This is a genomic window from uncultured Sphingomonas sp. (assembly GCF_934560975.1).
Lineage (GTDB): Bacteria > Pseudomonadota > Alphaproteobacteria > Sphingomonadales > Sphingomonadaceae > Sphingomonas_I.
Genome location: NZ_CAKTFO010000019.1, coordinates 14831 through 40865 on the forward strand (window position 1 = coordinate 14831; position 26035 = coordinate 40865).

General features: G+C 68.4%; 23 protein-coding genes and 1 pseudogene. 13 read left to right on the top strand and 11 right to left on the bottom strand.

Features of this window, described 5'->3' with window-relative positions; translation table 11 throughout:
- Positions 1 to 26 precede the first annotated feature (26 nt).
- The 8 genes from cpaB to Q0D93_RS11690 all read left to right on the top strand — a co-directional run bounded on the left by cpaB (position 27) and on the right by Q0D93_RS11690 (position 8022).
- Positions 27 to 1055 (top strand): Flp pilus assembly protein CpaB, encoded by a 1029-nt coding sequence (gene cpaB, locus Q0D93_RS11655; protein WP_294394414.1) that lies wholly within the window; start codon positions 27 to 29, stop codon positions 1053 to 1055.
- 5 nt (positions 1056 to 1060) lie between these two features.
- Positions 1061 to 2626 carry a type II and III secretion system protein family protein gene (locus Q0D93_RS11660; protein WP_294394415.1) on the top strand — a complete coding sequence of 522 codons (1566 nt, stop codon included), beginning with the start codon at positions 1061 to 1063 and terminating at the stop codon, positions 2624 to 2626.
- A gap of 1 nt (position 2627) precedes the next feature.
- Positions 2628 to 3023 (top strand): CpaD family pilus assembly lipoprotein, encoded by a 396-nt coding sequence (locus Q0D93_RS11665; protein ID WP_294394417.1) that lies wholly within the window; start codon positions 2628 to 2630, stop codon positions 3021 to 3023.
- Positions 3020 to 4267 (top strand): pilus assembly protein CpaE, encoded by a 1248-nt coding sequence (locus Q0D93_RS11670; protein WP_294394418.1) that lies wholly within the window; start codon positions 3020 to 3022, stop codon positions 4265 to 4267. The genes Q0D93_RS11665 and Q0D93_RS11670 overlap by 4 nt, the downstream gene beginning before the upstream one ends.
- A 40-nt stretch (positions 4268 to 4307) precedes the next feature.
- Positions 4308 to 5237, top strand: coding sequence for a type II secretion system F family protein (locus Q0D93_RS11675; RefSeq protein ID WP_294394488.1), 930 nt, complete (start codon positions 4308 to 4310; stop codon positions 5235 to 5237).
- Positions 5238 to 5241: 4 nt separating this feature from the next.
- Positions 5242 to 6222, top strand: coding sequence for a type II secretion system F family protein (locus tag Q0D93_RS11680; protein WP_294394420.1), 981 nt, complete (start codon positions 5242 to 5244; stop codon positions 6220 to 6222).
- Between the two features lie 81 nt (positions 6223 to 6303).
- Positions 6304 to 6810, top strand: coding sequence for a hypothetical protein (locus Q0D93_RS11685; protein ID WP_294394423.1), 507 nt, complete (start codon positions 6304 to 6306; stop codon positions 6808 to 6810).
- 138 nt (positions 6811 to 6948) lie between these two features.
- Complete coding sequence (locus Q0D93_RS11690; protein ID WP_294394425.1) at positions 6949 to 8022, top strand: mechanosensitive ion channel domain-containing protein; 1074 nt, start codon at positions 6949 to 6951, stop codon at positions 8020 to 8022.
- Here the strand turns inward: Q0D93_RS11690 and Q0D93_RS11695 are convergent.
- The 6 genes and pseudogenes from Q0D93_RS11695 to Q0D93_RS11720 form a co-directional block, all read right to left on the bottom strand.
- Positions 8019 to 8924 (bottom strand): annotated as a pseudogene (locus Q0D93_RS11695) (2-hydroxyacid dehydrogenase). The gene Q0D93_RS11690 and the pseudogene Q0D93_RS11695 sit on opposite strands and share 4 nt — an antisense overlap.
- A gap of 40 nt (positions 8925 to 8964) precedes the next feature.
- Entirely contained in the window at positions 8965 to 11673 is a 2709-nt protein-coding gene (gene ppdK / locus Q0D93_RS11700; protein ID WP_294394428.1) for a pyruvate, phosphate dikinase, read from the bottom strand.
- 118 nt (positions 11674 to 11791) lie between these two features.
- Positions 11792 to 13999 carry a glycine--tRNA ligase subunit beta gene (gene glyS / locus Q0D93_RS11705; RefSeq protein WP_294394431.1) on the bottom strand — a complete coding sequence of 736 codons (2208 nt, stop codon included), beginning with the start codon at positions 13997 to 13999 and terminating at the stop codon, positions 11792 to 11794.
- A 267-nt stretch (positions 14000 to 14266) separates the two neighbouring features.
- Positions 14267 to 15145 (bottom strand): glycine--tRNA ligase subunit alpha, encoded by an 879-nt coding sequence (locus Q0D93_RS11710; RefSeq protein WP_294394434.1) that lies wholly within the window; start codon positions 15143 to 15145, stop codon positions 14267 to 14269.
- A 64-nt stretch (positions 15146 to 15209) separates the two neighbouring features.
- Positions 15210 to 15884, bottom strand: coding sequence for an orotidine-5'-phosphate decarboxylase (pyrF, locus tag Q0D93_RS11715; RefSeq protein ID WP_294394436.1), 675 nt, complete (start codon positions 15882 to 15884; stop codon positions 15210 to 15212).
- Entirely contained in the window at positions 15884 to 16243 is a 360-nt protein-coding gene (locus Q0D93_RS11720; RefSeq protein WP_294394437.1) for a hypothetical protein, read from the bottom strand. The genes pyrF and Q0D93_RS11720 overlap by 1 nt, the downstream gene beginning before the upstream one ends.
- Before the next feature lie 84 nt (positions 16244 to 16327).
- Here Q0D93_RS11720 and radA point away from each other — a divergent pair, with 84 nt between their 5' ends.
- Positions 16328 to 17698 (top strand): DNA repair protein RadA, encoded by a 1371-nt coding sequence (radA, locus tag Q0D93_RS11725; protein ID WP_294394441.1) that lies wholly within the window; start codon positions 16328 to 16330, stop codon positions 17696 to 17698.
- Positions 17699 to 17705: 7 nt separating this feature from the next.
- Here radA and Q0D93_RS11730 read toward each other — a convergent pair whose 3' ends face one another.
- Positions 17706 to 18182, bottom strand: coding sequence for a PilZ domain-containing protein (locus Q0D93_RS11730; protein WP_294394444.1), 477 nt, complete (start codon positions 18180 to 18182; stop codon positions 17706 to 17708).
- A gap of 68 nt (positions 18183 to 18250) precedes the next feature.
- Positions 18251 to 19111 (bottom strand): oxygenase MpaB family protein, encoded by an 861-nt coding sequence (locus Q0D93_RS11735; RefSeq protein ID WP_294394447.1) that lies wholly within the window; start codon positions 19109 to 19111, stop codon positions 18251 to 18253.
- A gap of 50 nt (positions 19112 to 19161) precedes the next feature.
- Between Q0D93_RS11735 and Q0D93_RS11740 the strand changes: the two genes are divergently transcribed.
- The 3 genes from Q0D93_RS11740 to Q0D93_RS11750 all read left to right on the top strand — a co-directional run bounded on the left by Q0D93_RS11740 (position 19162) and on the right by Q0D93_RS11750 (position 22052).
- Positions 19162 to 19701 carry a transcriptional regulator gene (locus Q0D93_RS11740; RefSeq protein WP_294394451.1) on the top strand — a complete coding sequence of 180 codons (540 nt, stop codon included), beginning with the start codon at positions 19162 to 19164 and terminating at the stop codon, positions 19699 to 19701.
- A 108-nt stretch (positions 19702 to 19809) separates the two neighbouring features.
- Entirely contained in the window at positions 19810 to 20784 is a 975-nt protein-coding gene (gene glk, locus Q0D93_RS11745; protein WP_294394454.1) for a glucokinase, read from the top strand.
- Between the two features lie 17 nt (positions 20785 to 20801).
- Positions 20802 to 22052 carry a hydrolase gene (locus tag Q0D93_RS11750; protein ID WP_294394491.1) on the top strand — a complete coding sequence of 417 codons (1251 nt, stop codon included), beginning with the start codon at positions 20802 to 20804 and terminating at the stop codon, positions 22050 to 22052.
- A 6-nt stretch (positions 22053 to 22058) separates the two neighbouring features.
- Here Q0D93_RS11750 and Q0D93_RS11755 read toward each other — a convergent pair whose 3' ends face one another.
- From Q0D93_RS11755 to Q0D93_RS11765, 3 genes are read right to left on the bottom strand one after another with little or no spacing between them, the layout of a single operon-like run.
- Positions 22059 to 23771, bottom strand: a complete 1713-nt coding sequence (locus tag Q0D93_RS11755) for a heparinase II/III family protein (protein WP_294394455.1) — start codon at positions 23769 to 23771, stop codon at positions 22059 to 22061.
- Positions 23771 to 24436 carry a ribulose-phosphate 3-epimerase gene (gene rpe / locus Q0D93_RS11760; RefSeq protein WP_294394456.1) on the bottom strand — a complete coding sequence of 222 codons (666 nt, stop codon included), beginning with the start codon at positions 24434 to 24436 and terminating at the stop codon, positions 23771 to 23773. Before rpe ends, Q0D93_RS11755 begins: the two co-directional genes overlap by 1 nt.
- Positions 24437 to 24474: 38 nt before the next feature.
- Complete coding sequence (locus tag Q0D93_RS11765) at positions 24475 to 25764, bottom strand: transcription antitermination factor NusB (protein WP_294394457.1); 1290 nt, start codon at positions 25762 to 25764, stop codon at positions 24475 to 24477.
- Between the two features lie 37 nt (positions 25765 to 25801).
- Between Q0D93_RS11765 and Q0D93_RS11770 the strand changes: the two genes are divergently transcribed.
- Complete coding sequence (locus Q0D93_RS11770) at positions 25802 to 25969, top strand: DUF1674 domain-containing protein (RefSeq protein WP_294394458.1); 168 nt, start codon at positions 25802 to 25804, stop codon at positions 25967 to 25969.
- Positions 25970 to 26035 lie beyond the last annotated feature (66 nt).

Below are 26035 nucleotides of genomic sequence, written 5' to 3' on the forward strand. Positions count from 1 at the left end.
AGGTCTGGGTGGGAAGGCTTGCATTGATGGATGTCCGGAAGTTGATGTTGATGATGGGGGCCCTGTTGCTCGCCGTCGTTTGCGCGCTCGCCGCGCGCAGCATGTTCGGAGGCTCGGGCCAGCCCGCCGCCGCCGCGATCATGCCGGCCGAACCCGCCGGACCCGACGTGCTGGTCGCCACCCACACGCTGCCGGTCGGCACCATCATCGGACCGGATGCCTTTCGCTACCAGCCCTGGCCCAAGGACCTGGTCGACCAAGCCTATTTCATCCGCGGCCGGCAGCCGGACCAGCAGCAGCTGATCGGCACGGTGGTCCGTTACGCGATCACGGCGGGGCAGCCGATCACGCAGGGCACGGTGATCAAGCCGGGCGATCGCGGCTTCCTGGCCGCCGCTTTGGCGCCGGGCATGCGTGCCGTGTCGATCTCCGTAACGGCGCAGGCCGGCGTGGCGGGGTTCGTGTTTCCCGGCGACCATGTCGACATCATCCTGACGCAGACCGTTGCCGGCGGCGGCGACGGATCGCCGCTGAAGACCAGCGAGACGATCGTGCGCAACATGCGCGTCCTCGCCACCGACCAGAAGACGGACAAGACCACCGACGCGGACGGCAAGACCGTGGTCACGGCCTTCTCCAACGTCACGCTGGAGGCGACGCCCAAACTGGCCGAGAAGATCGCGGTCGCCCAGACCATCGGCACCCTCTCCCTCTCGCTGCGCTCGATCGCGGACGACAAGATGGAGCTGGAGCGGCTGATCGCGTCGGGTGATCTGAACGCCCCCGCCGATGCCCGTAGCGAGAAGCAGATGCTGGTGGAGATCGCCTCGCATCCGCAGGATACCGCCACCACCGCGACCACCGGCGGCGACGTGTCGCGCTTTCAGCGGAACAACATCCCCGCCGCGGCGGCCAACCCCGCCGGCATGAGCATGCCGATGGCCCCGGTGCCCTCCACACCGTCGTCTTCCCTGGTTTCCGCCGCCCCGCGCGGTCCGATCGTCACCATCGCCCGCGGCAACGCGCTCACCGAAGTGCCCGTGGCAAGGAATTGATGCGTATGCGTATCCCCTCTCTGGTCCGCCACGGCGGCCTGTCGATCATCATCGCCGCCGTCGCCACCGCGACGCTGGCCATCCCGAACCCGGTGCGCGCCGCCACCGCCGACGCCAAGCCGGACGCGGTCGAGGCGCCGGCCGGCAACCGCGCGGAGATCCCGGCCCGGATCATCACCATGTCGATGGGCCAGGGCCAGTTGGTCCGCCTGGCGCGTCCCATGACCAACCTGTTCGTGGCGGACGACAAGATCGCCGACGTGCAGGTGAAGGGATCGACCGCGCTCTATCTGTTCGGCAAGGCGGCCGGCGAAACCACCATCTACGCCACCGACCGCACCGGCGCGGTGATCTGGTCCAGCAATGTGCGCGTGGGCAATAACATCACCACGGTCGGCGCCATGCTGAAGGCCGCCATGCCCGAAGCGGACATCACCGCGATGCCGGTCGGCAACATGGTGCTGCTGACCGGGACGGTGCTGGGGCCCAAGGACATCGACGAGGCGCAGCGCCTGGTGGAAACCTTCACCGCCGGCGCCCCCGTGATCAACCGCCTGCACGCGGCAACGCCGATGCAGGTCAACCTGCGCGTCAAAATTGCGGAGGTCAGCCGTGACCTGGTCAAGGCGGTCGGCGTGAACCTGATGAGCCGCGATCAGAGCGGCGGTTTCCTGTTCGGCGTCGCGCAGGGCCGTTCCTTCGGATCGATCGGCGACCTCGACATCTCGAAACTGCCGACCGCCCAGATCCCCGGTCCGAACGGCGGGACGGTCAGCGTCCCCTACAATCCCTTCACGGGCCAGTTTGTGAATCCGCTACGCCCCGGAACCAGCTACAATCTCGACAAGCTCGGGCAGGGCGCGGGCAGGACGTCACTGGGCCTTGCGGGCAAGTTCCTGGGCATGGACCTCGCCTCCGCCATCGACCTGGCGGAGACGGACGGTTTGGTCACGACGCTGGCCGAACCGAACCTGACCGCTTTGTCGGGCGAGACCGCCAGCTTCCTGGCGGGCGGCGAAATCCCGATCCCGATCGCGCAAGGGCTGGGTCAAGTGTCGGTCGAGTTCAAGCAATATGGCGTCAGCCTGTCCTTCACGCCCACCGTGATGCGCGACGGCCGCATCTCGTTGCGAGTCCGTCCCGAAGTGTCGCAGCTGACCACGGCCGGTACGGTGACGCTGAACGGTTTCAGCATCCCCGGCCTTACCACCCGCCGGGCAGAGACGACGGTGGAATTGGGTTCCGGCCAGGCCTTCATGATCGGCGGCCTGCTCAACAACAACATCAACAATTCCACCGACAAGGTGCCCGGCATCGGCAGCCTGCCCATCATCGGCGCGCTGTTCCGGTCCAACAGCTTCCGCCGCCAGCAGACCGAGTTGGTGATCGTGGTGACCCCGTATTTGGTGAAGCCGGTCGACGCATCGGAGATCAAGCTACCGACCGACGGCTTCAAGGCGCCGACCGATGCCGAACGGTGGCTGCTCGGCAAGAGCTTCAACGGCACGAGCGGCGCACAATCGCCCAAACCCGTCGCGGCAGGCGCCACCGCAGCAGCGGAAGGGAAGTAAGATGAGGACGTTGGCCATGCTGTACCCACGCTTTGCCCTGCTCGCTCTGGTCGTGCCGCTGGGCGGCGTGATGGCCGCACCCGCCGATCGGGGCGTGAACAATGTCCATCAGCCGGTGGTCGAGGGTGATCGGGCCTATGTTCCCGGCTGTCCCGACTGGCATGCCGCCGGGCGCGACTCCGCTGCCATGACCGACTCCAATTATGGCTGCGCCACCAGCAGCAACCTGGCGGCGATGATCGCCAACCCCGCCGACCTGCTCCACGGCCGCGCTTATGCCGGCACGGATGCGGAGACGGCCACCCGCGCGATCAAGGCCTGGCGCGACGTCGCCCCCACCGGCAGCAAGGGCGTGGAAAGGGTATCCACCAAGGAAGCAAGCGGAGGCGGCCAGTGAACGCGCCCTTTCATCATCGCGGCCATGTGCGCGATCCCTTCAGCGCGTTCATGTCCGATCTGGACAGCGAGGATGTCGTCCGCGCCACGGCCCTGTCCTTCGGCTGGCCGCTGGAGCGGATCCACAATGGCGGCGTCCATTATGCGGTCCAGTCGCTGGCGGTATCGCCGAGCCCCAGCGTGTTGCTGGTCGACCTCAGCATCTCCGCCGACCCGATGGAGGAGATCAACGCGCTGGCCGAGGTGTGCGAGCCCGGCACGACCGTGATCGCCTGCGGGGCCATCAACGATGTGCGCTTCTACCGCGAGCTGATCGCGAACGGGCTGGCGGATTACCTGCTGAAGCCGTTCACCCAGCAGCAGTTGCACGACTCCATCCTCCAGGCGCAGGCGACCCATTCCGGCGGGCGCGCGGCCGATGCTTCCAGCGACGAGCCGCACCTGATGACCGCCGTGATCGGCGTGCGCGGCGGCTGCGGCGGCTCCACCGTCGCCGTGTCGCTGGCGTGGCTGATGTCGGAGCAGGGGCGCTCCACCGCGCTCCTCGACCTGGACGTCCATTTCGGCACCGGCGCGCTGGCGCTGGACCTGGAACCGGGCCGGGGCCTGACCGACGCCATCGAAAATCCCAGCCGCATCGACGGCCTGTTCCTGGAACGCGCGCTGGTGCAGGCCAATGGCAAGCTGGGCGTGCTGTCGGCGGAGGCACCGATCAGCCAGCCGCTGAACGGCGACGGCGCGGCCTTTTTCCAGCTGCAGGACGAATTGCGCGGCGCGCTGAACTGCACCGTGCTGGACCTGCCGCGCCATATGCTGGTGCAGCATCCCTCCTTGTTGCAGGACGTGGGCATCGCGGTGATCGTCACCGAACTGACGCTTGCCGCCACCCGCGACACGATCCGCATCCTGTCGTGGCTGAAGGCCAATGCGCCCACCACCCGCATCCTGCTGGTCGCCAACAAAGTCCCCGCAGTTGGCCAGGAAGAGGTCGCGCTGAAGGAGTTCGAGGCGTCGATCGAACACAAGATCGACGTGGTGCTTCCCTATGACGCGAAGCTGACGGCGCAGGCCGCCAAGGTTGGCAAGCCCCTGGTCGAAATCGCCAAGACGGCCAAGATCGGCCAGGGCCTGGACCGGCTGCAGACGCTGGTGCTGGGCGCGGAAAACATGACCAAGAAGGGCAACAGCCTGCTCGGCCGGCTGGGCGACCTCAGGGGCAAACTGGCCCCCAAGCGGGCCAAGTAAGGGTTCAATCGTGCTGATCGCAATCCTTCTCGCCCTGGGAATGGCCCTGATAGGGGGCGCGACCCTGGCTGGCAGCCAGCCGGCCGGGCGCACCCAGAAAAGGCGGCTGGAAGCGGTGCGCGGTCGCCATAGCGGCGCCGGCAGCGTGACGGAGGTGCAGCTGCGCCGCATTGCCGCGTTGCGCACCACCAAGCTCGACAGCACGTTCCAGAACCTGATCCCCAAGCCGGAACTGCTGCGGCGGCGGCTGCGCGCCACCGGCAAGAGCTGGTCGCTTGGCGGCTATGCCATGGCATGCGCGGGCATGACCCTGCTGACGTGGGTGCTGCTGGGCATGCGCGGCATGCCGCTGATGCTGACCTTCTTCCTGGGCCTGATGATCGGCATCGGCGGACCGCATCTGGTGGTCGGCTACCTGGTCAAGAAGCGGACCAGGCAGTTCCTGACCCGATTCCCCGACGCGATCGAGTTGCTGGTGCGCGGTCTCCGCTCCGGCCTGCCGATCACGGAAACGCTGTCGGTGGTGGGCGCGGAAGTGCCGGGGCCGGTTGGGGCCGAATTCCGCGCCATCACCGACCGGATGCGGATCGGGCGCACGATGGAGGCGGCGTTGGGGGAAACGGCCGAGCGGCTGAACATGCCGGAATTCCAGTTCTTCGTGATCACGCTGGCGATCCAGCGCGAAACCGGCGGCAACCTGGCGGAAACGCTGGGCAACCTGGCCGACGTTTTGCGCAAGCGGTTGCAGATGAAGCTGAAGATCAACGCCATGTCGTCGGAGTCCAAGGCGTCCGCCTATATCATCGGCGCCCTGCCGTTCGTGGTCTTCCTGTTGGTCTGGTTCGCCAACCCGTCGTATATGACCGGATTCTTCACGGATACGCGCCTGATGTTCGCCGCTGCCGGCGGCGGTATCTGGATGGCTATCGGTGTGTTCATCATGGCCAAGATGATCAATTTCGAGATTTGATGCGATGCACTCCAACTTTCTCGGACTAAGCCTGACCGACGTGGCGACCATGATGTCGGCCGCCGCCGTGTTCGCGCTGCTGGTCGCCGTCTATGCCGCCACCACCGTGCGCGATCCCATGGCCAAGCGGGTCAAGGCGTTGAACGAGCGCCGCGAACAGCTCAAGGCCGGCATCACCGCCTCCACCCGCAAGCGCGCCCGGCTGACCCAGTCGAACAAGGCGACGGACCGGATGCGGACCTTTCTCGCCAGCTTCAAGGTGCTGCAGGATCAGCAGCTGAAGGATGCGCAGATCAAGCTGGCTCAGGCCGGCATCCGCTCCAAGGATGCGGCGGTCGCGGTGATCTTCGCGCGGCTGGCCATGCCGATCGTGATCGGCGGCACCTGCGTCGTCGGCGTCTACCTGCTCGACTGGTTCCCGACCTGGGGCGGGCTGATGAAATACGGACTGACCGCCACCACCCTGGTGCTGAGCTACAAGGCGGCCGACCTGTATGTGCAGAACAAGATCACCAAGCGCACCGCCGCGATCCGCAAGGGCCTGCCCGACGCGCTGGACCTGCTGGTGATCTGCGCCGAAGCCGGCCTGACGGTGGATGCCGCCTTTGCCCGCGTCGCGCGCGAATTGGGCAAGGGTTTTCCGGAGCTTGGCGACGAAATGACGCTGACCGCGATCGAACTGGGTTTCCTGACGGACCGTCGCATCGCGTTCGAGAATCTGGCCGCGCGCGTCGGCCTGGATTCGGTACGCAGCGTGGTCACCACCATGATCCAGACGGAGAAATACGGCACCCCGCTGGCCAGCGCGCTGCGGGTGCTGGCGGCGGAATTCCGTCACGAACGCATGATGAAGGCGGAGGAAAAGGCCGCCCGCCTGCCCGCCATCATGACGGTGCCGCTGATCCTGTTTATCCTGCCCGTGCTGTTCATCGTCATCCTGGGTCCGGCCGCCTGCTCGCTCAGCGATAATATGCTGAAGAGCTGAGGAGGCATTCCGGGAGGTTGACCGCAACCTTAGCCAAGCGCACATCGTTACGCCGTGACGTACCGTTGGGAGAGCGATTGAATGCCGGCCTTCACCACGACCGAATGGGCCATCCTGTTCTTGGTGCTGCTGCTAGGTTGGCTGCTCGGCCTGATCTCGCGCTCGGGAAAGAAGTGGCGGCGCCTGTATGAGAGCGAGCGCGACGCCCGCGCGGAGGAACAGCGCGAGCATGAGGTGGCCCTGTCCGCCGCCAATGCCCGCATTGCCGAGCTGGAACGCGGCCGCGTCGCGCCGGCCGCAGCGGGGGCGCCCCTGGCGGGGACGGCGACGAGCACGCCCGACACGCTCGACCTGACCCACGACGATTTGACCCGCATCCGCGGGATCGGGCGCAGCGGCGAGCGGCGGCTGAATGCGGAAGGGATCTATCGCTATAGCGACCTCGTCGCGCTGACCCCTGCGCAGGAAGCCTCGCTGGAGCACAAGCTCGGCGCGGATGACGGCTATATCGAGCAGGAGCAATGGCGCGAGCAGGCGGCGTTGCTGGATGCCGGCCGTCAGGACGAACATCGCGCCCGCTTCGGCTGACATGCCCCTGGCGGCTGCTCATGGCCGGCCGCCACCACGATGGGACGCGCGGCAGCATTGCGCGTCCTGCCGTACCCGTGACCTGACTGATCGTCCGCAATTCACTTCACGCAAGCGCACGCCTGAAAGGAGCGACGGTTGACCATCGCCTGGCCTGCCAACGCCCTGACGTGGCTGCAAGCCTTGCTGTCGCTCGCGATTGCGATCGGCATTGCCCTGGTCGTGCATTGGGTCGCCTTCTTTATCGGGCGCCGCGCGGTGAAGCGGACCAGGACGCAGGTGGACGACGTGCTGCTGCTGCACCTGCGCAAGCCGACGCGCTGGCTGCTGATCGCCTTTGCGTTATCGGCGGTGCAGCCGGCCTTGCCCCTGTCGCCGTCCGGCGACCGGCTGTGGCTGCGCCTGTTCGGGCTGTTGATGCCCGCCCTGTTCGGCTGGCTGTGCGTCGCCCTGCTCGGTGCGGCGAACATGATCGTGCATGCCGGGACGGACATCACGGTCGAGGACAACCTCAAGGCTCGCCGCCGTCGCACGCGCGCGTCGATCCTCTACCGGATCCTGCTGTTCGTGGTCATGCTGGTTACCTTCTGCATGATGCTGATGAGCATTCCCAGCGTCCGTTCGCTGGGCGTGACGCTGATCGCTTCGGCCGGCCTGGCCGGTCTGGCGGTGGGTGCCGCGGCGCAACCGGCGCTCAAGAACCTGATCGCGGGCATCCAGATGGCGTTCACCGAACCGATCCGGATCGACGACGTGGTCATCATCAATGGCGAGTGGGGCCGCATCGAGGAGATCCGGCTGACCTTTGTGGTCGTCAAGATCTGGGACGAGCGCCGATTGGTGGTTCCCGTGTCCAAGTTCCTGGAGGAAAGTTTCCAGAACTGGACACGCGAAACCAGCCAGATCATGGGCAGCGTCTTCTGGTATGTCGATGCGACCGCCGACGTGCCCCGACTGCGCGCGAAACTAGAGGAGGTCGTGCGGAGCGACCCGTTGTGGGACCGTCGCTTCTTCAACCTGCAGGTGACCGATACCAAGCCGGACGGCGCGATGGAGCTGCGCGGGCTGATGACCGCCAAGGATGCTTCCCAGGCGTTCGACCTGCGCTGCGCGGTGCGCGAAGCGATGCTGGCCTTCATCCGCGATGAAATGCCGGAGGCGCTGCCGCGCCGTCGCGCCCTGCTGGAACTTGCCCGGCCCGATCTCCCCTAGCGCAGTGGCGTCGGCGGGGGGCGCCCGCCGAAGTGAGCGTCCAGATTGGCCAGCACCAACGCCGCCATCTCGCCCCGCGTCTCCACCGTGGCGCTGCCCTGATGCGGGGACAGCACCACCTGATCCATCGTGCGAAGCGCCTCCGGAACAGCGGGCTCCTCGGCGAACACATCCAGGCCCGCGCCGGCGATGCGGCCGTCCTGCAAGGCACGGACCAGCGCCGCTTCGTCGACGATCGCGCCACGCGCCACGTTGATCAGGGTTCCCTCCGGTCCTAGCCGATCGAGAATGGCGGCGTCGACCGCGCCGATCGTCGCGGCGGTAGCGGGCACGATCACCACCAGCACGTCGGTTTCCGTCGCAAGCGTCGCCAGATCCGGCACGTAGCGCCATGGCAGATCGGGCTTGGCCGTACGGCTGGTATAGAGCAGTTCGGACGCGAAGGGCGCGGCGCGGGTGGCGATGGCCTAGCCGATCGCGCCCATGCCGTACAGCCCGATCCGCCGCCCGCTCAAGCGGCGCGCAAGCGGCACGCGCCACCCGCCGGCCCTGACCGCCCGATCGTTGGCGACCAGCCGCCGCGACACGGCCAGCATCAGGGCGATAGCCAGATCGGCCACGTCGTCGGTCAGCACGTCGGGCGTCAGGGTGAGCGTTATGCCTCGCGCCCGCAGCGCCGCCAGGTCCACGCCGTCGTGCCCGACCCCGTGGATCGCCACGATCTCCAACGCCGCCAGCCGGGCGAGCAGGCCCGCATCCACGATGCTGCTGCCGCCGCCAACGATGGCGCGGATGCGTGCCCCTGCCTTGTCCACCGTGCGGTGGACGGTGAAGCGCCGCTCCAGTTCCGCCTCCAGCTGCGGCGAGGCACCGCCGAGTAGCAGCAGGTCGGGCGCGCTCATGCGCAACGCCCGCTCATGCCGGGCTGCAAGGAGAAGCGCATCATGCCTGCCTTACCGCTTTCAACGCCGCCTGCGCCGCCGCCAGCCGCGCGATCGGCACGCGATAGGGCGAGGCGGAGACGTAATCGAGCCCGGCTTGCTCGCAAAAGGCGATGGAGGCGGGATCGCCGCCATGTTCCCCGCAGATACCGAGCTTCAGGTCGGGTCGCACCGCTTTGCCCTGCTCCGCCGCCATCCGGATCAGTTCGCCCACGCCCTCCACGTCCAGGCTGACGAACGGATCCTTGGGATAGATGCCCTGATCGACATAGGCACCGATGAAGCGCCCGGCATCGTCGCGGCTGACCCCCAACGTCGTCTGGGTCAGATCGTTGGTGCCGAAGGAGAAGAACCCCGCGCCGCCTTCTCCTTCCGCGATCTGGCCCGCCTTGATGGCGGCACGCGGCAGTTCGATCATGGTGCCGACCAGATAATCCAGCCGCTGACTCTTCTCTACCATCACCGCCGCTGCGACCCGATCGATCAATGCCCTGATGATATCGAACTCCGCGCGGGTCGCGACCAGCGGCACCATCACCTCCGGGATCGGAGCCGCGCCGGTGTCCCGCGCCACGTCGCACGCTGCCTCGAAGATTGCGCGCGCCTGCATCTCGTAGATTTCGGGATAGGTGATGCCCAGCCGGCACCCGCGATGGCCCAGCATTGGGTTGAACTCGTGCAACTCGGCCGCGCGCCGCTTGAGCTGATCGACCGATACGCCGGTCGCCTGCGCCACCTCCTGAAACTCTGCATCCTCGCGCGGGAGGAATTCGTGCAGCGGCGGATCGAGCAGGCGGATCGTCACCGGCAGGCCGGCCATGATCTCGAAAATGGTCGCAAAATCCCCGCGTTGCTCGGGCAACAGCCGGTCGAGCGCGACCTGGCGACCGGCCGCATCGTCGGCCAGGATCATCTGGCGAACGGCCGTGATCCGGCCCGCGTCGAAGAACATATGCTCCGTCCGGCAGAGGCCGATACCGTCCGCGCCGAAGCCACGCGCGGTGCGGCAGTCGAGCGGCGTTTCGGCATTGGTACGCACCTTCAGGCGACGAACATCGTCCGCCCACGCCATCAGCGTGCCGAAATCGCCCGCCAGTTCGGGCTGCACCGTCGCGACCTCGCCCAGCATCACTTCGCCCGTGGCGCCGTCGATGGTGAGCACGTCGCCGTCCCGCACCTCCGCGCCCGATACGCGCAACACGCCCGCCTTGGCGTCGATCGCAAGGCTGCCCGCCCCCGATACGCAAGGCCGCCCCATCCCACGCGCCACCACGGCGGCATGGCTGGTCATGCCGCCGCGCGCGGTCAGGATGCCCCGCGCCGCATGCATGCCGTGAATATCCTCTGGGGAGGTTTCCACCCGCACCAGAATCACCGCCTCTCCCCCCGCAGCCCGGCGTTCGGCGGTGTCGGCATCGAACGCCACCTTGCCGGATGCCGCACCGGGGGATGCCGGCAGCCCCTTTGCAATCACCGTCCGGGGGGCGTCAGCATCAAGCGTCGGATGGAGCAATTGGTCGAGCGCGGCGGGATCGACCCGCGCGACCGCTTCGTCCCGGCTGATCAGGCCCTCATTCGCCATGTCAACCGCGATCTTCAGCGCGGCATTGGCGGTGCGCTTGCCGGCGCGGGTCTGCAGCATCCACAACGTGCCCTGCTGCACGGTGAACTCGATGTCCTGCATGTCGCGGTAATGCGTTTCCAAGAGGTCGAACACGCGCGCGAGTTCGGCGTAGGTGTCCGGCAGCGCCTCTTCCATCGACAGCGGCCTGGCGCCCGCTTTCTCCCGCGCGGCATGGGTCAGATATTGCGGGGTGCGGATGCCGGCGACCACGTCCTCACCCTGCGCGTTGATCAGATATTCGCCATAATAAGCGCGCTCGCCGGTGGACGGATCGCGGGTGAACGCGACGCCGGTGGCCGAGGTTTCGCCCATGTTGCCGAACACCATCGCCTGCACGTTGACCGCCGTGCCCCAGGTACCGGGAATATCGTGCAGCCGGCGATAGACTTTGGCGCGGTCTGACTGCCACGATGCGAACACGGCGCCGATCGCGCCCCAGAATTGGTCGAGCACGTCTTGGGGAAAGTCCCGTCCCCATTGCTCGCGCACCAGCCGTTTATAGGTGCCGACCAGTTCGCGCAGGTCTTCCGCGTCGAGATCGGTGTCGAGCGCAACGCCGTGATCCTCCTTGGCGATCTCCAGCGCATCCTCGAACGCGCCATGATCCAGGTCCAGCACCACGTCGGCATACATCTGGATGAAGCGGCGGTAGCTGTCCCAGGCGAAACGTTCGTCGCCGGACACGCGCGCCAGCCCCTCCACCGTGTCGTCGTTGAGACCGAGGTTGAGGACCGTGTCCATCATGCCGGGCATCGACGCGCGCGCACCGGAGCGGACCGACACCAGCAGCGGATCGGCCGCGTCGCCAAAACCTTTGCCGGTTATGCCCGCAATATGGGCGATGCCGCCGGCCACTTCCTCCCGCAGCGTGTCCGGAAACGCTCCACAATCCGCATGGTAGAGGGCGCACATCGCCGTGGAGATGGTGAAGCCGGGTGGCACCGGCAGGCCGATCGCGGCCATTTCGGCCAGGTTCGCGCCCTTGCCGCCGAGCAGGTCGGTGTCCCCCGCGCCGCCGTCCGCTACGCCGCCGCCGAAGCGATAGACATGGCGGCCTTGCTCGACGCTCCCGGGCACGCTCGCCATGTCACGACTGCTCCTGCTTGTTTGCGGTCGTGCCACGGCTAAGCGGCCGTTGAGGGTCGATCAAGCCGAACAAAATGAAGCCAAATTGTCCTAATCGCAGCCTGAACGCGCGGTAGCTTCACCCTTCGGTGCGGGAGAAATCCGCCACGCGATGCACCGCGCGGCGAATCCGTCCCAATAAACCGAGACGTGCCATGCGCTTGGCCGGATCGGCATCGTTCACGGTAACGCTATCGAAAAAGGCGTCGATCGGCCCCCGCAAGCTGGCGAGCGCGGCCATCGCCGTCTCGAAATCTTCCCGCTCGACCGAGGCGGATGCCTGCGTCTCTGCCGTGTCGAGTGCCGCGATCAGCGCCGACTCGGCGGGCTCGGGCGTGTAATCCACGCCCGCATCCGTGTCCTCGCTTTCGCCCACGTCTTCCTTCTTCAGGATGTTGGCGGCGCGCTTGTAGCCGGCGATCAGGTTGACGCCGTCCTCCGTCGCGACGAACGCCTGCAACGCCGCCACCCGCGCGAGCAGGCGGACCAGATCGTCCTCCCCACCCAGCGCGAACACCGCGTCGATCAGGTCGTGCCGCACGCCGGCCTCGCGCTGCTGGACCTTGAGGCGGTCCGCGAAGAAGTCGATCGGAGGCGCGGGGTGGAGCCCCTCGGCGCGCACGCCCGCATAGAAGGGCGCATCCGCCGGCACGGGGAAGCGGATCAATTCGGCGTCCCCCGCCATCAGCCGCTTGTCGTCGCCCTGCACCTCAAGGTGAAAAGGCGCGGCCGGAACCGGCAGCGTCATGGCGCGCAGGCACGTCTCCAGATGGAGGTCGACCGCCTTGGTCAGCCATTGCCCAAGTTCGCCCCGCAGGCCGTTCGCCGTCACCAGCCGGATCACGCCCAGCGCCGCGCGGCGCAGGGCGAACGGATCCTTCGATCCCGTCGGCGGCTCTTCCAGCAGGAAGAAGCCGCGCAACGTGTCCAGTTTATCCGCCAGGCTGACCGCCACCGTGACCGGGGCGGTCGGCACGTCGTCGCCCTGGCCCACCGGCTTGTAATGGTCGCGGATCGCGTCGGCGACGGCGGCCGGCAGCCCCTCGGCATGGGCGTAATAGCCGCCCATGATGCCCTGCAATTCAGGAAACTCGCCCACCATGCCGGTGACCAGATCGGCCTTGGCCAGCCGAGCGGCCTGTTCGGCCTGGGCCGGATCGGCAGCGGGGACGATCCCCTCTTCCACCAGCCAGCGCGCCAGTTTCGCCACGCGATCGACCTTGTCGGCCAGCGTGCCGAGCTTTTCGTGGAAGACGATCTGGGACAGCTTGCGCGCCTGCTCTGCCAGCGGAACCTTGAGGTCCTGTTCCCAGAAGAACTTTGCGTCGGACAGGCGCGCGGCCAGCACCTTGCGGTTGCCGGCGACGATCGCCTCCCCACCGTCCGCCGCCGCGATGTTGGCGGTGCAGATGAAGTTGGGGGCGAGCTTGCCCGCACTGTCCACCAGCGCGAAATATTTCTGGTTGGTGCGCATGGTGAGCTGGATCACCTCGCGCGGCACATCCAGGAACGCCGGGTCGAAGTCGCCCAGCAGCGGCACCGGCCATTCGGTCAGGCCGGCATTCTCCGCCACCAGGCCCGCGTCGGGCACGACATGCAGCCCACGCGCCTCGGCCAGCGCACGGGCAGCGCCTTCGATGATCCCGCGCCGTTCGGCGGGATCGAGGATCACATGGCAGGCGCGCAGCTTGCCCGCATAGTCCGCCGCCGAACCGATGGTGATCGGACCGGGATGATGGAAGCGGTGGCCGCGCGTCGCCGCGCCGCTGACGATCCCGTCCACCTCCAGCGGCACCACATCCTCACCGAACAAGGCAAGGATGCCCTGCAGCGGGCGCACCCAGCGCAGGCTGGCGGTGGAGGAGGACGCCGCGCCCCAGCGCATCGACTTGGGCCAGGGAAAGGCGCGGATCACCGCCGGCACCGCCGCCGCCAGCACATCCGCAGTGGCACGGCCGGGCTTTTCCACGATGGCGAACAGCACGCCGTCGCGCTCGGTCAGTTGCTCGCGGGCAAGGCCGGTCTTGCGCAGGAAGCCTTCCAGCGCCTGCGGCGGAGCGGAGGCTTTGGGCCCCTTGGTCTCCTCGCGCACCGCCTCGGTCGCCAGCGGCAACCCGCGCGCGATCAGGGCCAGGCGGCGCGGGGTGGCAAAGACCTCGACCCCTTCCGCCTTCAGCCCGGTCCTGGCGATCTCATCCGCGAACAGGCGCGCCAGATCGGCGGAAGCCTTCTCCTGCATCCGCGCAGGGATTTCCTCCGACAGGAGTTCGAGCAGGAAATCAGTCATCAAACCAAAGCCTTCTTCAAAGACGCGTGAGCCAGCCGAACAAACGGTCGAGACTGGCTCCTATTCTAGTGGTATGCGCCTCCCTGCTAAGAAACCACGCCAGGATTGCTCCCCACGCGATCATCGCAAGCATACTGCTCATTGTTGCCCCGAGCCCGACGAGCCTAAAGCCCAGGGCAAACGGCACCGCTGGCCCGATAAGCCAGACTGGAACCAGAGCGATCTTAAGGCCCGAACTCAGTCCTTGCCGCCAGTCGGGTTCCATGATCATGCCGCCCAGCCATTATGCGCCATCCACGCCTCGCACGCGCCCTTGGCCAGTTCGCGCACCCGGCCGATATAGGCCTGACGCTCCGCCACCGAGATCACGCCGCGCGCCTGGAGGGTGTTGAAGATGTGGCTGGCCTTGATCGCCTGGTCATAGGCCGGCAGCGACAGCGGTTTGTCCCGCTCCAGCAACGCCTTGCACTCGTCGGCGGCCAGCGTGAACTGCCGGAACAGGGTTTCGGTGTTGGCCGCCTCAAAATTATAGGCGCTGAACTGGCGCTCATTCTCCAGAAAGACGTCGCCATAGCTGACGCCCTCGTCGTTGAAGCGCAGGTCATAGACCCGGTCGACGCCCTGGATATACATGGCCAGCCGTTCGAGGCCGTAGGTCAGCTCGCCCGCCACCGGCTTGCAGTCGAACCCGCCGACCTGCTGGAAATAGGTGAACTGCGTCACCTCCATCCCGTCGCACCACACTTCCCAGCCGAGACCCCAGGCGCCGAGCGTCGGGCTTTCCCAATCATCCTCGACGAAGCGGATGTCATGGTTGCGGACGTCGATCCCGATCCGCTCCAGCGAGCCGAGATACAGTTCCTGCAAATTGGGCGGGCTCGGCTTCAGGATCACCTGATACTGGTAATAATGGCCGAGGCGGTTGGGGTTCTCGCCATAGCGGCCGTCGGTCGGGCGGCGCGACGGCTGGACATAGGCCGCCTTCCACGGATTGGGGCCGAGCGCGCGCAGCGTCGTGGCGGGGTGAAACGTTCCCGCCCCCATTTCCATATCGTAAGGCTGAAGGACGACGCAGCCCTGCGCGCTCCAATAATCATGAAGCGTCAGGATCAGCGACTGGAAGCTGAGCGGCTTGGGCGCGGCCAAGGGGAAATCACCACAAAGTTGATAATCCCCCAGGCTGTGGCGCAGCCCCAGCCGGGGGTCAACCTTACAGCGTGGCGGCGATCGCCCGCGCCGCGGCGTCCGGATCCTCCGCTTTGGTGATCGGACGGCCGACAACCAGGATGGACGCGCCATTGTCCAGCGCCTGACGCGGCGTCATCACCCTCTTCTGATCGCCGACCGGCCCACCGGCGGGCCGCACGCCCGGTACGACGAAGAAGCCGTCGCGCCACGCCCGGCGCGCCGCCGCAACCTCGAACCCCGAACAGACCACGCCGTCCAGCCCGGCTTCCTGTGCCAGCGCGGTCAGGCGCTCCACCTGGCCATGCTCGTCCCCGCCGACGCCGATCGACGACAGGTCGCCCGCGTCGAGGCTGGTGAGCAATGTCACCGCCACCACCTTGGTCGATGGATGGGCGGCGGCCTTGGCATCCTCCATCATCGCGCGTCCGCCCGCGGCGTGGATGGTGAGCACCGCCGGGGCGAGGTCGTGCAGCGCCTGGATCGCGCTTGCCACCGTGTTGGGAATGTCGTGCAGTTTCAGGTCGAGAAAGATCGGCAGGCCGACATGGGCCAGTTCGCGCACGCCATGCTGGCCATGGGCGGCGAAGAATTCGAGGCCTAGCTTGATCCCGCCGACATGGGCGCGGACGCGAGTGGCAAGGTCCTTGGCGCGCTGGAGATCGGGCGTGTCGATGGCAACATAGACGGGAGAGGTCATCAGATATCCTGGCGCGGCTGTTCAATGTGCGGCTGGTCGATGGACGTACCCGGCGCGGGGGGAACCTGGATCACCGGCTCGGGCGGGGCTACCGACGCGGAGGAGGCCGCCGCCAGCGCCCGGCGACGATCGTTCCAGCGGGTGGCGCGATGCCAGGCATAGGTCGGCAGGAAGCCGAGCAGGAAGGCGAGCGACAGCGGCACCGGCAGCTTGGTCTGCCACACCAGATCGCCGAACAGGCTGATGCTGGTCGGCGTCCAATTGTGCATGAAGAAGACCACGACGACGATCGTCAGCATGATCCAGAACAGGGTCTTCAGAAAGGCCATGCGCGGAGAGTAAGCGGGTTGGCGGCGCAAGACCAGCCTTGGCGGTTGCGCCCGCCCACCCACGCGCCTATGTTCCTGCTTCGTTCAGCACCGCGCCACAACAAGGATCCGCCGATGGCCAAGCCGCAGCGCCGCTATACCTGCCAGCTCTGCGGGTCGGTCGCCAGCAAGTGGCAGGGACAGTGCGTCGATTGCGGCGAATGGAACACCCTGGTCGAGGAGGTCGGGGGCGTGGTGACCCCGTTCGCGGCCAAGCACGATCTGCGCTCGGGCGGGCGGGCGTTTCAACTGTCGGGACTGGACAGCGACGTGGCCCTGCCCGACCGGCTGATGACCGGGATCGCGGAACTGGACCGGGCGCTGGGCGGCGGGCTGGTGGCGGGATCGGCCACCCTGATCGGCGGCGATCCCGGCATCGGCAAGTCGACCTTGCTGCTCCAGGCGGCGGCCAAGCTGGCGCTGGCGGGGTCCCGCGTCGCCTATATTTCGGGTGAGGAAGCGGCGGATCAGGTCCGTCTGCGCGCCCGGCGCATGGACCTGGGCCAAGCCCCGGTGCAACTCGCCACGGCGACGTCGGTGCGGGACATCCTGACCACGCTCGACAGCGGCGCGCCGCCCGCTCTGCTGATCATCGATTCGATCCAGACGATGCATTCGGACCTGATCGAAGGCGCGCCGGGTACTGTCAGCCAGGTGCGCGCGTCGGCGCAGGAACTGATCCGCTACGCCAAGGATCGCGGCACTGCGCTGATCCTGGTCGGCCACGTCACCAAGGACGGCACAATCGCCGGTCCACGCGTGCTGGAGCATATGGTGGACACGGTGCTGAGCTTCGAGGGCGAGCGCAGCCACCAATATCGCATTCTCCGCTCGGTCAAGAACCGCTTCGGCGGCACGGACGAGATCGGCGTTTTCGCCATGCAGTCGGAAGGCTTGGCCGAGGTGGCGAATCCGTCCGCCTTGTTCCTGACCGACCGGGACGAGGCAATTGCCGGCGCAATCGTGTTTCCCGCTGTCGAGGGGACGCGGCCGGTCTTGGTCGAGATACAGGCGCTGGTGGTCCGGCTGGCGAGCGGCGCCACGCCGCGCCGGGCGGTGGTGGGCTGGGACAGCGGGCGGTTGGCGATGATCCTGGCGGTGCTGGAGGCGCGCTGCGGCCTCAGTTTCTCCACCTGCGAAGTCTATCTGAACGTCTCGGGCGGCTATCGCATCGCCGATCCGGGGGCCGACCTGGCGGTCGCGGCGGCGTTGGTGTCGGCCCTGGCGGAACGGCCGATCCCGGCCGACGCGGTCGCATTCGGGGAATTGGCGCTGTCCGGCGAGGTGCGCGGCGTCGCCCATGCGGGATTGCGGCTGAAGGAGGCAGCCAAGCTCGGTTTCGGGCGCGCGCTGGTGCCGGGATCGGCGCGGGATGCGGGCGGCACGCTTGCGACCAACTGCTTTTCGACAGCCGGCGCGCTGGTCGATCACCTGCTGGGACGCTGAGGCGACCTCAGCCGCCGATCAAGGTCCAGCCGAGATAGACGGCAAGCCCGATCATCAGGATGGTGGCCAGGATCGCGTCGGACGGGATCTGCCAGAAGCTGTGGCCGTGATACAGGTCGCGCAGGTCCGACGATCCCGCCGCCTGCGCTGCGGCTTGGCGCTGGCCCAAACGGACCACCGCCGTCTTGGAAAAGGCCCGCGACGCCACGTCCTGCGCGATCGGCGCTTCAAACGCGCAGCCATATTGCTCGCCCTCCGCCCAGGCGACAAAGGCGCGGGTCAGGCCGGCGCCGGCCAGCCCGATGCTGATCTCCTGCCCGATGTCGAGCGGCTCCGGCGTCAGGATGCGGACACCGGTGGAGGACACGTCCAGCACCATGACGTCGATCGGTCCGGCCCCGGTGATCCGGATGGTGCTGGCCGCGCGCGTCGACCGGCGTCGGGCGCCGCGCGGATCGTTACCCTCGTCGCTTATGGTCGACACGCCTGCCTTCTCCCGTCATGCGGGATGGTGTTAGCGGGCAGCGGTTGAAAAAAGCTGAACAACGGGTGTCAGGCGGCAACACCCACCCGGCGACGCGCACGGCTGGCCGATCCGTCGCGCAAGGCCCACCGCATCACCTGTCCCACGCCCCGCACGCCGGCGCGGATCACCGGCCGTGGCGGGGTGCGCAGGTCGTGCAGCGCGCGGGCCCAATCCGGCAGCAGGTCCACCCCTGCTTCCAGCATCATCCGGCCGAACGGCGCCAGCGCCGGGCTGGGCGACGGCTGGCTCAACAGGGCCCGCGCCACCTCATGCATGCGCGCACTGGCCCGAAGCTGCGGGCGGACGGCCAGCATATAGGCATCCAGTCCGGCCCGGTCACGGGGCACGCCGGTCGCGCCCAGCCGCTCGGCGATGGCGGCGACCTCTGCCAGATAGCGGTCCTGTTCCGCCAGCGGGAATGCCGGGTCGCAATAGCGGATGTGCGCCGCGAGGAAGCTCGACATTTCCGCCACATGCACCCAGGTCAGCAGGGCGGGGTCGTCGGCGGCGTAGCGCGTGCCGTCCGGCAGGGTGCCGCGCACCCGCGCATGGATGGCCCGGACGCGCGCGATCAGCGCCTCCGCCTGCTCGGTCGAGCCGTAGGTGGTGCCGGCCACGAACTGCGCGGTGCGCCGCAAGCGGCCCGGCATGTCCTGCCGGAAGTTGGAATGGCCCAGCACCCCCGCCAGCGCGGCGGGATGCAGCATCTGCATCAGCAAGGCCGCCACCCCGCCGATCATCATCGCGGTGAAGTCGCCATGCACCGTCCACGCGGCCGATTCCGGCCCGAACAGACCGGCATCGCCATGATCCAGGTCGATCTCGCCCGATCCGAACCCGACCAGGCGGTGGATCCGGGCCTGAAGCCTGTCGCGAACATCCAGCATGACGCCCCAACGCGCCGCATCGCCCCGGGTTCTGGCGCGTTAGCACGTCCATGCTGGTATTCCTGGACTTCGAAGCTTCCTCCCTGGGCAAGAAGGGTGTGCCGATCGAGGTGGCGTGGGTGTTCGAGGACGGACGCTCCGAATCGCACCTGATCCGCCCCGCGCCGGGATGGGACGATTGGGACGTGGAGGCGGAGGCGATCCACCACATCCCGCGCGACACGCTGATGCAGGACGGCACGCCGCACGACCAGCTCGCCCGGCACATGGTGGAGGCGCTGGGCGGGCATGACCTGCTGGCGAGTGCGCCATCCTGGGACGGCAAGTGGCTCAGTGCGCTGCTCCGCGCCGCCGGCCTGCCCCGCCACAGCCTGCGGCTGCGCGACAGCGAGGAGGCGTTCCGTGATGCCGCCCGCACGGGCCTCCGCCCAACCACGCCCCCGGACCTGATTGCCGGGACGGCCGACGCGATCGTGGCGGCTGTGCTGGCCCGGTTCCGCGCCATGCCGCCCGCGCACCGGGCGCTGGCCGATGCCGAGCGGGAGCGCGCGCGCTGGTTGTCCGTCCGCGACATGGCGGCGCAAGAGTAGCCCGATCCCGACGCGCGCATGTGATACGTTAAACGCTTCATTGCGCCGCGCGGCTTGGCTAAAGGCTGGCACTCACGCGCAACATCGCGTCACAGCGGGGACGGACTTTTGGCGACCAAGATCGTGACCATCGACATCGGCGGCACCCATGCGCGCTTCGCGCTGGCGGAGGTGGAGGATGGCCATGTCGTCTCCCTGGCGCCCGAAGTCACCTTCAAGACGGCGGAACATGCCAGCCTGCAACTCGCGCTGGAGGCGTTTGCGGATCTGCAGAGCGAGCCGCTGCCGCGTGCCGCCGCCATCGCCATCGCCGGGCCGATCCATGGCGACGTGCTGAAGCTGACCAACAATCCGTGGGTGATCCGCCCGGCTTTGGTGAACGAGAAGCTGCGGGTGGATCGCTACACGCTGGTCAACGATTTCGGCGCGGTGGCCCATGCCGTCGCCAGCTGCGACGCGCATCACCTGCGTCACCTGTGCGGGCCCGAGCGGGCGTTGCCGGACACGGGCGTGATCAGCGTGCTCGGGCCGGGCACCGGGCTGGGCGTCGCCTATGTGGTGCGCGCGGACGGCACCTATCAGGTGCGCGAGACGGAAGGCGGGCATGTGGACTTCGCGCCGCACGACTCGATCGAGGACGGCATCCTCAAGGCGCTGCGTACGCGCTATCGCCGCGTTTCTACCGAGCGGGTCGTTTCCGGCCCCGGCCTGAACAACATCTATGGCGCGCTTGCCGCGCTGGAGAACAGGGCGGTCGCGCCGATCGAGGACAAGGTGCTGTGGACCGCCGCGCTGGAGGGCAGCGACAGCCTGGCCGCGGCCGCGCTCGACCGCTTCTGCCTGTCCTTGGGTTCCATCGCCGGCGACGTGGCGCTGGCGCAGGGCGCGTCCACGGTGGTGATCGGCGGCGGCGTCGGCCTGCGCGTGGCGGACCACCTGCCGCAATCGGGCTTCAGCCAGCGGTTCGTGGCCAAGGGCCGGTTCGAGCGGATGATGGCCGACATCCCGGTCAAGCTGATCACCCATCCGCAGCCGGGCCTGTACGGCGCCGCCGCCGCCTTCGCGCACGAGCATCACGTCTGACCGTCGCGCCGCCCGACCTGACGCTTGCCGCCGCCGACGCAGCGATGCTCGACGGCATCGCCGCGGGCGGCGTGGAGATCGTCGCGCGGGCGGTCGGATGGTGCGGGATCAACAGCGGCAGCCGCAACCTGGTGGGATTGGCCGAGATGGCGGCCCGGATGGACGCCGAGCTTGGCAGGCTTCCTGGCCACATGGAGCGGATCGCCCTGCCGCCGACGGAGGAAGTTGCCGTCGATGGTCGCATCCGTCCGGCCGAAAATGGGCATGCCCTGCGGCTGCGGGTCCGCCCCGATGCACCGGTGCAGGTCGCGCTGACCGGCCATTACGACACGGTCTATCCGGCGGACACGGCGTTTCGCGCGGTGTCGACGCGGGCCGATGGCGCGCTGAACGGTCCCGGCATCGCCGACATGAAGGGCGGGATCAGCGTCATGCTGGCGGCGCTCGCCGCGTGGGAACACCACCCGCTGGCGTCGCGGTTGGGCTATACAATGCTGCTGTCACCCGATGAGGAAACGGGTTCACTCGCATCCGCGCCCTTGCTGGCGGAGCTGGGTGCATCGGCCCATGTCGGCATGACCTATGAGCCCGCTTTGAGCGACGGCACGCTGGTGTCGGGACGCAAGGGATCGGGCAATTTCCACGTCCGTGTCACCGGTCGCGCCGCCCATGCCGGACGCGATTTCGCGAGCGGGCGCAACGCCATCCTTGCCGCCGCGCGGATCGCCCAGGCCTTGGGCGAACTGAACGGGCAGCGCGAGGGCGTGACGGTCAATGTCGCCCGGATCGACGGTGGCGCGCCGCTCAACATGGTGCCGGACATGGCCGTGGTCCGCTTCAACGCGCGCCTGCCGCTGCCGACGGATGAGGACTGGCTGATGCGCGGCATCGCCGAAGCCCTGGATGCCGGACGGAGCGGTGGCATCGCCCTGTCGCTGCACGGCGGGATCACCCGCCGGCCGAAGCCGTTCGTGCCGGCGCAACAGCATCTGTTCGCCGCCGTGCGGGCGACGGGCGCGCTGATCGGACAAAGCATCGCCTGGGCCCCTTCAGGCGGGGTGTGCGAAGGCAACAACCTGTTCGCCGCCGGCCTGCCCGGCATCGACACGCTGGGCGTGCGCGGCGGGGACATCCATTCGGAGCGGGAATATGCCTGGCCGGACAGCTTCGTCGAACGCGCGCAGCTGTCGGCCCTATTGCTGGCGAAGCTTGCCGATGGTTCGATCGACGGGCCGGCGATCCGGCGCAGCTTGATCGCTGGGGGGTAAGCGCCGTCAGCGCACGCGGCGCAGCGACCAGGGAATGGTTGCACCCTCGCCGCCCGTCAGCAATGCGACCACCAGTTGCTGCGTGGCGCGCGGCCGTCCCGCGCGATCGATCCACAAACTATCCTCGATCGTCAGCGTGCCGGCGCGGGTGCGGAATTGCCAGGACGGAGCGTCCCGGGGACGCAGCAGTGCGCCCTGCCCATCAGCGGTGATGACCGTCTCCACCCCGGGCGCGAGATGGAACCGCAGGGTGGCGGGCACCGGCCCGGCCTTGCGCCGCGGCGCGGGGATCACCCGATCCTCCCCGTCCAGCGAATAACCGTCCGCCGCCAGCGTCAGGCGGCGGGAATGGGTGAAGCCGAACCGCTTCAGATACCCGTCGTGACTCGCCTCGATCCGGCTGGCATCCGCCCCATGCACGCGGATCAACGCGACCTCGTTCACGCCGCGTCCCATGGTTCCGTCCGGGTGTAGCGCGGTCGAATTGGTCTCGCCCAGCGTCAGGGTGGAATGGGCGGCGGTAGTGCGCAGCGCCTCGGTCAGATCGCCCGGCAGCCCGATCCCGCCCCCGCAATTGACGATCAGCCGCTGATCGCCATCGGATAGCTCGAACGCCAGGGTCGAAGCGCAGCCGCCGCGCGCCAATGCCGCCTTGGGCGGGGGTGCGGCGTCGACCACCAGCCGCGCCTCCCCGCAGCATAGACGCTGATAGCCCCAGTCGCGGGCATCGTCGCGCATGCCCGGCCGCACCGCCGCCGCCGCGATCGCCGCCGCCACCTGATGCTCCGGCAAGGGCCCGCCGCCTTGCCAGCTCGACAGCGCGCCATCGCCCAGGGTCGCGCTTGCCAGCACAGGCACCGCCAGGGTCAGAGCGCGCGCGACCGCTCCCGCCGGCGGACGCGCCCGCACCTCATACACCGCCCGCAATTGCGCGAGCAGCTCAACAAAGGCCAATTGCTCGGCGGGCGAGCGGGACACCAGCCCGCCATCGGCATGGACCGCCACCGCTAGCGCCCGCGTCATTCCCGCCTCGCCATGCGCCGCGCGCAGGTCGCCGCCCGGGAACAGCAGGCCGGCCGCGATCACCCCCGCCCAGGCGGTCAGCTGCGGCAGGCCCTGCGGCGCCGCCGCCGCCGCATTGTCCAAGTGGCGGGCACCGCGAGCCAGCGCGCGCAGCACCTCCGTCCGATAGTGCACGTCGCGCGTGTCGAGGATGAAGGGCGCATAGGCCGTCCAGAACAGTACGCGCTGCCCCCACAGATCGGGCCGCCAACCCGGCTGGCTGACCTCCTTGGCATGCGCCTTCAGCCAGCGGCGCATCAGTTGCTCGGCAATGCCAGTCGCCTCCCGCCGCTCCGCCGCCGCCGCCGCCAGGTCGCGCAGCCAGGCGAAGCTCTGGAGGTAATCGGTCATCGCGGGCGACAGGCCGCGGTCGATCGCGTCGAACGCGATGCTTTCCCCGGCATGGCTCAGCCTGTGTTCGAACAGGGCGCGCCCGGCCTTGGCATTGCCCGGAACGGGGTCGGCCGGCACGTCCAGCAATTGCAGCGGATAGCGCCCACGCAGCCGCAGCGAGTGGATCGGGGTCCGCCAGCTGAGCCGCTTGAGCCCCTGCCCCAATTTGTCGGCGAGCGATGCGCCCGGACGATCATCGCCCCGCACCGTCCGCTTATCGTCCTCACCGGGCGGAGGTGCCTCTCCCCCGGACAGGTCGGCCATCAGCGCGCCTCACGCAGGCGCGCGACATTGGCGGCATATTCGGACGGGCCGCCCTGGAACGTGGCGGTGCCGGCGACCAGCACGTTGGCGCCGGCGGCGACCGCGCGGGCGATGTTGGCGGCTCCGATGCCGCCATCCACCTCCAGGTCGATGTCGCGCCCGCTCCGCTCGATCAGCGCGCGGATCCGTTCGATCTTGAGCATCTGGCTGTCGATGAAGCTCTGCCCGCCGAAACCGGGATTGACGCTCATCACCTGGATCGTGTCGACCAGGTCGATCAGGTAATCCAGCGCCTCCGTCGGCGTGCCGGGGTTGAGCGACACGCCCGCGCGCTTGCCCAGCGCCTTGATCCGCTGCAGCGTGCGGTGGATGTGCGGCCCCGCCTCGTAATGCGCCGTCATCTGGTCGGCGCCCGCCTCGGCAAAGGCATCCAGATAGGGGTCCACCGGCGCGATCATCAGGTGGACGTCCAGCAGCCTGGCCGTGTGCGGCCGGATCGCCTTCACCACCTGCGGCCCCAGCGTGATGTTGGGCACGAAATGCCCGTCCATCACGTCGATGTGGATCCAGTCCACACCGGCCTGGTCCACGGCCCGCACCTCCTCGCCCAGCTTGGCGAAGTCTGCGGACAGGATGGATGCTGCGATCAGGGTCGGGCGCGCCATGCCTTGCTCTAGCCGATGCGATTCCACCGCCGCAACCGTCACCGCCGCCTAAAGCGCGCGACGAAGAAGCCGTCGGCGCCGCCTTGCTCCTCCAGCGTGCCGGGCAGCACGCGCACATGGCCCTCAGCGCCGGGCATGATTCCCGCCGGCAGTTCGCCGGCCTCCACGGGATCGCCCACGAAATCGCGATGGCTGGCGGCGAAGGCCTCGGCCACGCGCTCGCCCTCTTGCGGCTCCAGCGAGCAGACCGCATAGACCAGCAGCCCGCCCGGCTTCACCCAATTGGCGGCACGCGCCAGCATCGCCTGCTGCCGTTCGGCCATGCCGGCGATGGCGCGCGGGCGGGCGCGATGGAGCACGTCGGGATGGCGGCGGAAGATGCCGGTGGCGGAACAGGGCGCATCCAGCAGCACCGCATCCACCGGCGCCGGCGCGGTGAAGGTCAGCGCGTCCGCCACATGCAGGCCTGCGGACAGGCCCGTGCGCTTCAGATTGTCCACCACGCGGGCCAGGCGTGATTCGGACAGGTCGATGGCCGACACCTGCCAGCCGGCGGCGGCAAGCTGCATGGTCTTGCCGCCCGGCGCGCAGCACAGGTCGAGCGCGCCGCGCCCCTCGCCCGCCCCCATCAGACGGGCGGGCAGCGACGCGGATATGTCCTGCACCCACCATGCACCCTCCGCGAAACCCGGCAGGTCCGGCACGCGCGCGCCTGTCGGCAGGCGGACATGGCCGGGCGCGAGGCTGATGCCGCCCAGCCGCTCGGCCCACATCGCCGTCTCGCCCGCATCGCGCAGGGTGAGGTCGATCGGCGGCGGCGCGGCGATGGCGCGGGCGGCCGCCTCCACCATGTCGGCGCTCCACGCCTGCTCCCACCGCATCGCCAGTTCGTCCGGCAATTGGGGCACATCGGGCAGGGTCGCATTGCCCCTGCTCAGCGCGCCGAACACGCCATGGACCAGCCGGCGCGGGCCGCCATCCACCAGCGGCAACACCGTGGCGATCGCGGCATGCGCCGGCGTACCCAACCGAAGGCTCTGCGCCAGGGCGATGCGCAGCGCCATGCGCGCCTTGGCGTCGCGCGGCAGCGGCTTGGCGGTAGCGCCGTCGATCAGCGCGTCCAGATCGGGCAGGCGCCGCAGCACCTCGGCCGCGATCGCGTGGGCCAGCGCCCGGTCCTCGCTCCGTTCGAGGCCCCGTGCCGCATTGTCCAGCGCGCTTTCCAGCGGCAATCCCCGCCGCAGCACCGCATCCAGCAGTTTCAGCGCCGCCGCGCGCGTCGCCACGCCGGGGCCCAGATCGTCACCTGTTCTTGTCTCTTTCACCATGCGGCTCCACATGGGCCGGGAACGGAGCCGCCGCAACATGACCGAATCCTCGCGCCGCCCCGCTGGTGTCACGGCACCGGCGCATTTGTCGCCCAGCCCGCCCGTGCCGGAGCCGGAGCAGCCCAAGGCGCAGCCCGATCTGGACGGCCTTTCTCCGGTGCGCTATGGGGATTGGGAGAAGAAGGGCATCGCCATCGATTTCTGACGCGGCCCCGGATGGAATCCGGTCGGTCGCGAGTCCGATTTTCGATTCGGCTGCCAGCCTTTCTTC